Source organism: Candidatus Nitrosarchaeum limnium BG20, from assembly GCF_000241145.1.
In the GTDB taxonomy this organism is placed as follows: Archaea; Thermoproteota; Nitrososphaeria; order Nitrososphaerales; family Nitrosopumilaceae; genus Nitrosarchaeum; species Nitrosarchaeum limnae.
In genome coordinates, this window is the sequence record NZ_AHJG01000233.1 from 1 (window position 1) to 1,778 (window position 1,778).

Genomic DNA, 1,778 nt, shown 5'->3' on the forward strand with positions numbered 1-1,778 from the left:
TTTTTTACTCTTGCAATTGGAATTATCTGTAGTATTCCAAATGTCATTAACATCAAGACCATTCCTGCAATTGGTGGAAGCAAATACTCGATTATTACAGGCTGAATACTGACAAATTGAGATACAATTATCCCTATTATTCCACCACATATTCCTGCAATTAAACTAAAAAAAACCATGCTTGAAACATACACTTCAAATGGAATTGGCATCATAGAATGTTTGATTGATTTTTCTAGAGGTTTTAATTTTGGATAAAGAAATCTAATATGCTCATTTAGCAATTTGTAACTGTAAACATGAATCACGCCAACTGATTCTTCTTTTTTTTGTTTTGCTAATGTGGTTTTCATTTACATCTCTATCCTTTTTCTTTCATAGTATCTTTCAGGATCTGAATAATACTCCATAATGTTATTGGATACCTCTTTATGATCACGAATATCATTTCTTACCATCCATTCTAATGCAGTTTTTCTTTTTGTTAATTCATAATTGATTTTATCATCTGTATCGCCATCACGTTCTTTGATTTTGCTAAACACTACACTATTTCCTGCATATTCATGCTTGTCATCTCTTGGATTCCATTTGAATATCTCATGTGTTTTTATTTCTCCTGTTTTTTGGTTAATTCCATCTATCTCAGAAACTTGAATTATTCTTCTAGCTGATTTTTCACCAATTCTAATTTTAAGCTGTAATGTAATTAAATCAAGACTATTAGAAATCAAAGTTTTGGGAACATCCATAGGTGATGATGTTAATCTTGTTAATGTAGCATCCACTGAATCTGCATGTATTGATGAGTATCCACCATGACCTGTCGCCATTGCTTGAAATAATGTATATGCTTCTCTTCCTCTTGTTTCTCCAACAATTATGATATCTGGTCTTTGTCTTAATGCCGCTCTTAGAAGATCAAACTGATTAATCTCACCAATTTGCTTATCCGTAAAACTTTGTCTTGAAACTGCTGGAATCCAATTTTCATGTGGTAGGTTAAGCTCTTGTGTATCTTCTATGCTTACTACTTTTTGTCCTGGTCGGATAAATGTCGCCAATGCATTAAGTGCAGTAGTTTTACCACTTGCAGTTCCACCAGCAACAAGCATTGTAGCACGTTTTTCAGCAAGATACCACATATATGCAGCGATATCTATTGACATTGTTCCGAATTTAATTAAATCGATTACGGTAATAGGATCTGCTCTAAATCGTCTGATTGTAAATGTACTTCCTCTCTTAGTAATTTCATGTCCTAATGTTAGATTGATTCTACTCCCACCTGGTAATGATGCATCGATAATTGGATCTGCGATTGATACATGTTTTCCACACATATATGCCATTTTTCTAGCAAAATTATTTAGTTCTGATTCTTTTTCAAAAATAATGTTTGTTGGAATTGATTCATGTTCTCTATGCCATACATAAATTGGTATGTTTGTCCCATCACAACTAATTTCTTCAATCATATGATCTCGCATTAGTGGTTCTATTTTTCCGAGATAAATGAAATCTCTAACTGCAAAATAATTAATTTTTTCAATGTTTTTTGTAGATATTTTTAATCTGTATTTTTTAATCATTGCTGATATCTTGTTTTTTAATCTTCTCTCAGCATCTTTTTTAGATTTAATTTCTCCCAACGATACTGAGAGCTCTGTCATCAGCAACTTTTTAATAATTTCAAAAGCTTTTTGATCTCTTTCTGATAATATCGGTTCAATTATTTGATATCTTAATCCTCCTTTTGCTGATTGATCTTTAATTAT

At 31.7% G+C, this 1,778-nt stretch carries 1 protein-coding gene and 1 pseudogene; both read right to left on the bottom strand.

All coding sequences use genetic code 11. The features are described from left to right. Nucleotides 1-353: pseudogene (locus tag BG20_RS08175) on the bottom strand (type II secretion system F family protein); the annotation flags it as partial. Beyond that, the coding region (locus BG20_RS08180; RefSeq protein WP_010193509.1) for a type II/IV secretion system ATPase subunit at nucleotides 354-1,778 on the bottom strand (1,425 nt) is incomplete at its 5' end.